This window comes from Deltaproteobacteria bacterium, from assembly GCA_020848745.1.
Classification (GTDB): Bacteria; Desulfobacterota; Binatia; order UTPRO1; family UTPRO1; genus UTPRO1.
This window is the reverse complement of the sequence record JADLHM010000089.1, coordinates 91,141-100,030: the sequence shown is the minus strand read 5'-3', so window position 1 is coordinate 100,030 and position 8,890 is coordinate 91,141. Positions and strand designations below refer to the sequence as shown.

General features: G+C 71.9%; 10 protein-coding genes. 8 read left to right on the top strand and 2 right to left on the bottom strand.

What is annotated here, in order from left to right; all coding sequences use genetic code 11:
* From IT293_13225 to IT293_13200, 6 genes are all read left to right on the top strand, one after another.
* A partial coding sequence (locus IT293_13225; protein MCC6765616.1) for an acyl-CoA dehydrogenase family protein occupies positions 1–1,077 on the top strand: 1,077 nt, incomplete at its 5' end.
* A 29-nt stretch (positions 1,078–1,106) separates the two neighbouring features.
* Positions 1,107–2,279, top strand: a complete 1,173-nt coding sequence (locus IT293_13220) for an acyl-CoA/acyl-ACP dehydrogenase (protein ID MCC6765615.1) — start codon at positions 1,107–1,109, stop codon at positions 2,277–2,279.
* A gap of 156 nt (positions 2,280–2,435) precedes the next feature.
* Positions 2,436–2,984: a Uma2 family endonuclease gene (locus tag IT293_13215; protein ID MCC6765614.1), complete on the top strand. Its 549-nt coding sequence runs from the start codon at positions 2,436–2,438 to the stop codon at positions 2,982–2,984.
* A gap of 28 nt (positions 2,985–3,012) precedes the next feature.
* Positions 3,013–3,870, top strand: coding sequence for a hypothetical protein (locus tag IT293_13210; GenBank protein MCC6765613.1), 858 nt, complete (start codon positions 3,013–3,015; stop codon positions 3,868–3,870).
* Between the two features lie 74 nt (positions 3,871–3,944).
* On the top strand, positions 3,945–4,250 hold the full coding sequence (locus IT293_13205) for a hypothetical protein (GenBank protein ID MCC6765612.1): 306 nt from the start codon (positions 3,945–3,947) through the stop codon (positions 4,248–4,250).
* Between the two features lie 14 nt (positions 4,251–4,264).
* Positions 4,265–5,254 (top strand): CocE/NonD family hydrolase, encoded by a 990-nt coding sequence (locus IT293_13200; protein MCC6765611.1) that lies wholly within the window; start codon positions 4,265–4,267, stop codon positions 5,252–5,254.
* A gap of 40 nt (positions 5,255–5,294) precedes the next feature.
* Here the strand turns inward: IT293_13200 and IT293_13195 are convergent, their stop codons facing one another.
* Positions 5,295–6,089: a hypothetical protein gene (locus IT293_13195; GenBank protein ID MCC6765610.1), complete on the bottom strand. Its 795-nt coding sequence runs from the start codon at positions 6,087–6,089 to the stop codon at positions 5,295–5,297.
* Between the two features lie 137 nt (positions 6,090–6,226).
* Here IT293_13195 and IT293_13190 point away from each other — a divergent pair, with 137 nt between their 5' ends.
* Entirely contained in the window at positions 6,227–6,892 is a 666-nt protein-coding gene (locus IT293_13190) for a hypothetical protein (protein MCC6765609.1), read from the top strand.
* Between the two features lies 1 nt (position 6,893).
* Here the strand turns inward: IT293_13190 and IT293_13185 are convergent, their stop codons facing one another.
* Positions 6,894–7,829: a nucleic acid-binding protein gene (locus IT293_13185; GenBank protein ID MCC6765608.1), complete on the bottom strand. Its 936-nt coding sequence runs from the start codon at positions 7,827–7,829 to the stop codon at positions 6,894–6,896.
* Between the two features lie 187 nt (positions 7,830–8,016).
* On the opposite strand from IT293_13185, the gene IT293_13180 reads away from it, so the two are divergent.
* A complete protein-coding gene (locus IT293_13180) occupies positions 8,017–8,877 on the top strand; it encodes a universal stress protein (GenBank protein MCC6765607.1) in 861 nt (286 codons plus the stop codon).
* Positions 8,878–8,890 lie beyond the last annotated feature (13 nt).

Sequence of the window (8,890 nt, the reverse complement as noted above, 5' to 3'; positions counted from 1 at the left end):
CAGCGGCGCTACCTCTGTGCCTGGGAGAAGAAGTGCTACGACGCCGGCCTCATCGGCTGCGACTACCCGAAGGAGTACGGCGGCGGCGGCCACGCGGGCTTCCAGCAGATCGCGAGCCAGGAGATGAGCCGCGCCCAGGTGCCGTACTTGATCAACGTGATCGGCCTCTCGATGGCGGCGCCGACCATCCTCAATCACGGCACCGAGGAGCAGAAGCGCCGCTTCATCCCGCCGCTCCTGGCCGCCGACGAGATCTGGTGTCAGGGCTTCTCCGAGCCGAACGCCGGCAGCGACCTGGCGAACGCGCAAGCGTCGGCCGTTCGCGACGGCGACAACTGGATCATCAACGGCCACAAGGTGTGGACGAGCCTCGCGCACTTCGCGAGCTGGATGATCATGGTCACGCGCACCAGCAACGAGCACAAGTACAACGGCCTTACGTACTTCATCGTGCCGATCGCCGACACGAGGGGCGTGACGGTGCGGCCGCTCATCAAGATCACCGGCGAGACCGGCTTCAACGAGGTGCTGTTCGAGGACGTCGTCGTGCCCGACACGTATCGCGTCGACGAGATCGGCAAGGGCTGGACGGTCGCGATGACGACGCTCCTCTACGAGCGCGGAGCGGCCGAGGGCGCGGGGAGCGGCGGCGGCATCTCGCTCGACGAGCGCGTCACCCAGCTCGTGAGCCTCGCCAAGCGCTCGCGGCGCGACGGCAAGCCCGCGTGGGACGACGCCGTCATCCGCGACCGCGTCGCCCAGCTCGCGATCCGCGTCGAGGGCATGCGCCAGGTGCACCGGCGCATGCGCGTCGAGCCGCTCACCGACCACCCGATGCGTCTCCCGCTCCAGGCCAAGGTCACCGTCAGCGAGCTCATGCAGGACATCGCGGCGGTGGCGCTCGAGATCGAGGGACCCGCGGCGAGTCTCTACGTCGGCGACCCCGGCGCGCCCGACAACGGCCAGTGGCCGCTCGCGTACCTGAACTCGTACGGGTTCACGATCGCCGCCGGCAGCAACGAGATCCAACGCAACATTCTCGGCGAGCGCGTGCTCGGCCTCGCGAAGTCGAAGTAACGCGAAGCCAGACTAGGAGAGACGGGACGATGGCCCAGCCCAAGGATTTCGGTTTCGGTTCGGAAGAGCAGATGCTGCGCGACTCGGCGCGGAAGTTCCTGAAGGACAACTCGCCGATCGAGAAGCTCCGCGCGCTCGTCGCGAAGGACCACAAGCTCGCCTACGAGAGCGACGTGCAGCCGCTCGCGTGGGACGAACGCCTCTGGAAGCAGATGGTCGAGCTCGGCTGGACCGCGCTCGCGGTGCCCGAGTCGGCGGGCGGCGTCGGCATGAAGACGATCGCGGTCGCCGCGCTCGCCGAGGAGATCGGCCGCGCCGCGCTGCCGTCCCCGCTGATCGCGACGCTCATCGCGACCGCCGTGCTGCGCGAGGCCGGTACCGGGGTCGCGCAGGCGTGTCTCGAGCGCGTCGTCGGCGGCGACGCCGCGTCCTTTGCGGGTCCGGGCGCCGAGGGTTCGTGGCTCCCCGACGCCACGTCGATCACCGTCACCGAGAGCGGCAACGGCGCGGTCCTGAAGGGCACCGTGCCCTACGTGCAGGAGGCGCGGAAGGTCGCGTTCTTCGTCGTCGCCGCGCGCGACGCCAAGGGCGGCGTCGGGCTCTACGCCGTCGCGGCCGACGCGCCGGGCCTGAAGATCCGTCCCGACCGCGTCGTCGACCTCACCCGCGATCAGGCGCACGTGGAGTTCGACGACGTGAAGGTCGACAGGTCCGCGATCGTCGCGTCCGCCGCGGGAAGCGCCGGCGCGAAGGCGGTCGCCGCCGCGCTGCCCGCCATCCTGACCATCGTCGCCGCCGACCTCTGCGGCGCCGCCGAGTGGCAGCTCCAGACGACCGCCGAGTACGCCCGCGTCCGGACGCAGTTCGACCGCCTGATCGGCTTCTTCCAGGCCGTGAAGCACCCGATCGTGAACGTGATGATCGACGTGGACCGCGCCCGCTCGCTCACCTACGCGGCGGCCTGCGCCATCGACGCCGAGCCCGAAAGTGCGCTCCGCCTCGCCCGCATGGCGAAGGCCGCGGCCTCCGACGCCGGCGCCTTCGCGTCGAGCCGCTCGATCCAGCTGCACGGCGGCATCGGCTTCACGTGGGAGTGCGACGTCCACATCTACGTGAAGCGCCAGAAGCACAACCAGTTCTACTTCGGCGACGGTCCCTACCAGCGCGCCAAGATCGCCGAGCTCATCGAGCGCGCGGCGTAGCGGGGTCAGCGCCGGCGAGCGCGCGGCGTCGGCACGTCGCGCGGCCCGCAGGTTTCGCACGACGCGCACGGCGGGATGACGACCGCCATGGCGACCCTCATGTGCTGGATCGCGCCGTTGACACTGTCGAGCCACCGGCCATAGCCTCACACGGCAATGACGTCCGCCGCTCAGCGTCCGTTGATCACCGAGGAGGAGTTCCTTCGCCTGCCGGAGTCGACCTCGAAGATCGAGCTCGTGGATGGGGAGGTCGTCGTGTCGTCGAGCCCGGGCTACTGGCACCAGGAGGTCCTGGCGCGCATCGTCGTGGCCCTCCGTTCGTGGGCGAGCAAGCGGAAGAGCCCGGTGACGGTCGGGCAGGCGCCGCTCGACATGCACTTCGCACCCGGGCGGATTCTCCAGCCGGACGCCTTCGTGCTTTTCGGCCGGATCCCACGTGCGCACCAAGGTCCGATCGATCGCGTCCCCGAGCTCTGCATCGAGGTTCTGTCCAGCGACCGTCTGTACGACCGAGTGACCAAGCGACTGCTCTATGCCGCGGCCGGTGTCCAGGAGTACTGGGTGGTCGAGCCGGCTGGGGCCGTCGAGCGATGGTCGGGACGGGGGCTCGCGCGGGCGGCGGCGTTGCGGCAGCGGTTGGCGACGCCGCTGTTGCCGGGATTCGATCTGAACTTGCCGCGCGTATTTGCGACGAAGCTCAGGTAGCGGATTCCGCAGACGGCGCGCTCACCCGATGCCGACTTCTGCGACCGCGTACTCCCGATCCTGGCGTGTCGTTGTCGCACTGCTGGTGGCGCTCGGCCGCGGCAGCCTGCTCGCCATGGCGTTCGCGCTGGCGTTCACGGAGACCCCGCTCGAGAACCCGCTCCGGCTGCTCCGCACGTTCGTCGTGGCGAGCGCGGCTCCGGGGCTCGCCGCGTGGCTCCTCGCGCGGGCGTTCGCGGCGTCGGTGAGCGTCGCGGACGGCCTGCTGGTGATCGCGCGCCGCGACCGGCGCATCGAGATCCCCTGCGCCGCGATCGTCGCGGTCGAGGCGTGGCGGACGCCGCTTCCCGCTCCGGGCGTCGCGTTCCGGCTACGGTCCGGGGCGCGTGCCGCCTACGGCCTCGCGCTCGCCCCCCCGTCGGCGCTCGGCGTCCTCCTGGACGTCATCGCCGCCGGCGGGGGAGGCGACGGCGTGCGTACGGCGGCGTGCACGCCCGCGGCCGCGTACGCGACGTCGCGAGTCGATGGGACCGGCCGCTGGTATCGTCCGCTTCTCCAGTACGTCGCGTTCGCGCTCGTTCCGACGCTGCCGCTCTTTCGCCTCCACCAGTGGGTCGCCTACGGCGGGACCTTCGGCGAGTACTACACGTACGGGCTGCGGGCCTATCTCCTCGGGTTCGCCGCGTACTGGTGGACGCTCGCGATCTACCTCGTGCTCTGGTCCGCCGTCCTGCGTGCGCTCGTCGAGGCCGTCGTCCTCGCGACCGCCTGGATCGTGCCGCCGGCCACCGCACGCGTCCGGCGCCTGGCCGAGCGAGCGTACTGGGTCGCCTTCGTCGGCGGCGTTCCGCTCTTCCTCGTGCGGGTCGCCCTGCTCGCCTCGTAGAGAGGCCCTCGGCCGTGGCGGGTCGGCGGCGTCCTCTCGCACCGGCGGCGGGGTCGGCGTAGAGAGCAGCCACGATGGCGCTCGCGACGCTGCGTCGGATCACCGATCTCCGGGCCGCCGCGCGGTCGGTGTGGCCGATCCTCCGGCGCGCCGTGCTCACGGGACAGCTCTGGAATCCGCAGTGCGTGCTCACCGATCCGGATCCCGACGTGCTCTGCGAGTACGACGTGCGGATCCCGATGCGCGACGGCTTCGACATCACGGTCAACGTGGTCCGCTCGCGCCGCGCCGCCGCCGCCGGCGAGCGGGTGCCCGTCGTGATGTGCGCGCATCCCTACGACAACCATCCACCTGCACACCCGAGGAGTTCGCGCGGCTGAACGGCGGGCTGCCGATGGACTTCCTCGCGCGCCACCCGTTTCGCGGCGAGTTCTGGCGCGCGCTGGCGCCGAAGCTCGAGGCGATCACCCTGCCGATGCTGGTGTGCGCCTCGTTCTCCGATCACGGGCTCCATACCGTCGGCTCGTTTCGCCCCTTCCGCGAGGCCCGTTCGGAGCGGAAGTGGGTCTACACCCACCGCACCGGCAAGTGGGCGGCCTACTACGCGCCCGAGGTGCAGCGCCTCACGAAGGACTTCATGGACTGCTTCGTCAAAGGCGACACGTCGAGCGGCTTCCTCGCGCGGCCGCCGGTGCGCCTCGAGGTGCGCGCGAGCCGGGACGTGATCCACGCGGTCCGCGACGAGCGGGAGTGGCCGCTCGCCCGCACCGAATACGTCCCTCTGCACCTCGCGGCCGTGCCGGCGCCGGCGCTTGTCGCGACGCCGCCCGCCGAAGCCGCGACGATCACGTATCCGGCGCGCGGCGGGCGCGTCGTCTTCCGCCAGGGGTTCGCGGCCGACACCGAGCTCACCGGCTACATGAAGCTCCGGCTCTGGGTCGAAGCGCGCCCCGACGGCGCCGCACCGCCGCCCGACGACATGGTGATCTTCGTGGCGGTGAGCAAGCGCGACCGCGACGGCGCGACCGTCCACTTCGAGGGCTCGGTCGGGAACCACTACGATCTCGTGAGCCGCGGCTCCTGCCGCGTCTCGCGCCGCGCGATCGATCCCGCGCGCTCGACCCCGTGGCAGCCCGTCCTCACGGGCACGTCGGAAGAGCGCCTGCGGCCTGGCGAGATCGTGCCCGTCGAGATCGAGATCTACCCGAGCAGCACCTTCTTCGTCGTGGGCGAGGCCCTCGAGCTGATCGTGGCCGCCGACGAGATCATCCCGTCGCCGCCGTATCGGAAGGACGCGTCCTGCAACCGCGGACGCCACGTGCTGCACGTGGGCGGCCGGTACGACGCCCACCTCCTCGTGCCGCGCATCCCCGCGGCGGGGTGACGACGGGACGCGTCGCGGACCGGCGCGCCCCGCGTCGCGCTCAGTCCTGCGGCTGCGGCTCGCCGTAGATGAAGTCGTCGAGCGCCACGACGTCGACCTCGTCCACCTCGAGCGGACCGAGGGGCTCGTTGCCGCACGTGATGCGGACGCGCTTCACGACCGGCTGGTCGAACAGCACGCCGAGGAAGGAGAGGCCCGCGGCGTCGGTCGGGACGAAGTAGTCGCCGAGCGAGGTGTCGTTCTCGGCGAAGAGCTCGATCTTGCTCCCGCCGCCCTCGACGTCGGTGAAGACGGCCCCGAAGCCGCGCGTGAGCGCCGGCTCGTCGGGCGATCCCGGGATCGTGAAGACGACGTCCACGACGTTGCTGCCGATCGGGGAGAACAGGCGTTCGGCGCTGAAGGTCTGGAAGTTCAGGGGGTAGGTCGCGTTGAAGTTGCCGAAGCGGATCGGCGTGCCACTCGGGTTGTCGGCGTCGGCGCTCACCTGCACGCCGCTGCCCGGCGAGGTGACGCGGGCGCCGCGCGCCAGGGGATCCGAGCGGCTGTTGAAATAGTCCGGCGGGAGGAAGGCGGGCGTCGCGATCTCGTCCGCGATCCCGTCCCAGTCGATCTCGCGCCGGCCGGTGAAGCCGCGCTCGGGGACGCCGCCGTTGTCGCGGCCGAGCTGGGCGCGGAACTCCGCGACGATCTCCGGCACCTCGGTGCCGTCGCCGGTGAAGACCACGGGGTTGCGCCGGTCGTCGTCAGCGCCGCCGCCGCCGCCGTCGCCGCATGCCCAGGTCGTCAGTACGAGCAAGGCTCCCGAAAGGACCACCAGATGACGTGCGTGTCTCATCGCCACTCCTCCTCCTGCCGCGAGATGTCGCGTCCTACCCCAAAGACGCGCGGCAACGCAATTTCGGCGGGGCGCGGCGTGTGCGTCGCGCGGCATTGACTTCGCGGCCGGCGGACCGGAAGCTGTCCCTTCTCGCGATGACGCCGACCGAGCTCTTCGATCCGAACAACATGCTGGCGACGAGCGGGCTCGCGGGGCCGGACGGCGCGCGCGTGCTGCTGGAGGCCGGCAAGGATTTTCCGGGCGGGCCGATCGGTCTGGTGTTCGCCCTCTTCTGGGCCCCGGTCGGGCCCGGGATCCCGGCGGGCGTGTTGCTCGCCCGGCACATCCCGCTCCACCCCGCGGCGACCTTCGGGCTCTATGCCGCCTCGGACGTGCTGGCGGCGGCGATCTGCCATCCCCTCTTCGTCGGCTTCAAGCGGCTCGCGCGGCACGTGCCCGCGCTCCGCCGCGTCGGGAAGGGGATGTTGAAGCTCGCCATGCTCGGGACGCCGGCCGCCCACGGCGAGGCGCGCGGCGCCGCGTCGAGCCGCCCGGCCGCGCTCTTTCGCGTCGCCACGATCGGCTTCGGCGTCGACGTCTACACGGCGGGAGCGGTCGCGACCGGGCTCGACGTGCCGCGCGTCCTGCGCTGGCTCTGCGCGATCGCGGGCGACCTCGTCTGGTTCGCGATCCTGCTCGCCACGAGCGTCGTCGCCGCGTCGTTCGCCGACGACGATCGCGTGGTGGGCGGGGTCGTGCTGCTTGCGATGCTGATCGTGCCGTCGCTGGCGCGCCGGCTCTTCCCGGCGCTGCGGGTGTAGCTCAGCGGCGCCGCGGTCCCCCCGCCACCGGTGTCACGACGCCGTCGCGGCCGAGCGCGACGGCGCCCTCCTTCAAGAGCCGGCCGATGGCGCGCTTGAACGCCTTCTTGCTGAGGCCGAAGCGGGCGCGGATCTCCTCGGGGCTCGAGGCGTCGCCGATGGGGCCGCCGGTCCTGGCGCGCAGGATCGCGAGCACGTGGGCGGCGTCGTCGCCGATCTCCTCGTGGGCGGGCGCGCGCAGCGACAGCTCGAACCTGCGGTCGGGGCGGATGCGGGTCACGCGGAACATCGCGGACGCGCCGCGCTCGAGGCCGTGCGGCTCGCTCTTCGGCAGGAGGCCGACGAAGCGGCGCTCGACGATCACGAAGAGGCCGACCGCGGGATCCGTCCGCCACGCCTCGCCCGCGACCCATTCGCCCGGCCGCACGACGGGCTGCGCGCGCAGCATCTCGCTGACGCGCATGGTGCCGGCGAGGCGTCCCGTCTTGTCGACGAAGAGCCCGACCGGGTGCCGCTCGCCGACCCGGAGGTCGCGGGTCTGCTCGCGGAACGGGATCAGGAGCTCCTTCGGCAGGCTCCAGTCGGCGAAGGCGCCGACCGGCGTGACCGCGGTGATTCGCAGGAACGCGACCTCGCCGAGTTGGAGCGCGGGCTTGCGCGTGGTCGCGATCGGCCGGTCTTCGGAGTCGAGCGTCACGAAGACGGAGAGCGCGTCGCCGACCCGCGTCCCGGCCGGCACCTCGCGCTTCGGGAGCAGGAGCGGCGCGGGGTCGGTCGCCGGATCGCCGCCCGCGCCCCGATCCGGCTCCGCGCTCGCGCTCCTATCCGGCTCCGCGAGGAACGCGCCCGCCGCGTCGAGCCGGGCGACCGCGAGCACGACCGTCCGACCGACGAGGTCGACGTGCGGGACGACGATCATGCGAGCGCGGCGCGCCATCGGTCTCCGCTAGCACGGCGGGGTGCGGGCCGGTATGCGGGCCTTCCCGCCCGCGGGAAGGACATTCCGATTCCCGCGTCGCTCGGGGCGGGCACGCCGGTTCGGGCCGATGGCGCGACGGGCGGTTCGCCAGTGCGGCGCGCTGGCACGTCGCGTGCTGGTTCAGGATCGAGAGGAGGCACCCATCATGTGGCCACCGAAGATCGTGCTCTGCGCCGTCGACCTCACCAAGCTCGCCGCACGCGAGGTGGCGATCGCGAGCGAGCTCTGCGAGGCCTTCGGCGCCCGGCTCGTCCTGCACCACAACGTCGCGTCGGTTGCTCCGGGGCTCACGCGGGCCTGGGAATGGAAGGAGGTGCACCGCGACACGCGGGAGTCGGCGACCGAGGTCGACCACGCGATGCGGGTGCTCATGAGTGGGGTGCCGAGGACGGTGCCCGTCGAGGCGAGCGTCACGAGCGGCGCGCTCGTTCCGATCCTCCTCGATCTCGCCAACCGCCTTCCGGCCGATCTCCTCGTGCTCGGCAGTCACGGGTGGAGCAACGACGAGCACGCGTCGGTCGCCGAACGCGTCATCGCCCGCGCCCCGTGTCCGGTGGTCTCGATCCACGACGGCTACGCGGCGACGGCGCCTCTCCGCATGCGTGCCCAAGCCGGGCACGCGGCCCCCGAGGTCGTCGTCGCCGTGGACCGGACCGACGTGAGCGGGCGCGTGCTCGGTCATGCCTTCGACCTGGCGCGGACGCTCGGGCTCCGGTTGCATCTGCTGCACGTCGAGGCCGCCGGGGCGACGAGCCGGGCGCACGACGAGGCGCATCGTCGGCTCGCGGAGCGCGTCCCGCCCGATCTCGTGGCGCGCGTCGACTGCCACCTCGACAGCGGCGATCCGAGCGAGCGGATCATGTCGTTCCTGCACGAGCGCGCGCCGGCCTTCGCTGTCATGGGCGAGCACGCGCGCGGCTTCGTCGGCCGCTACTTCACGCACGACACCGCTCGCGACGTGCTGCATCGGGCACCGTGTCCGGTGTGGTTCGTGCCGCCTGCTTGAGGCGCGCGCGGAT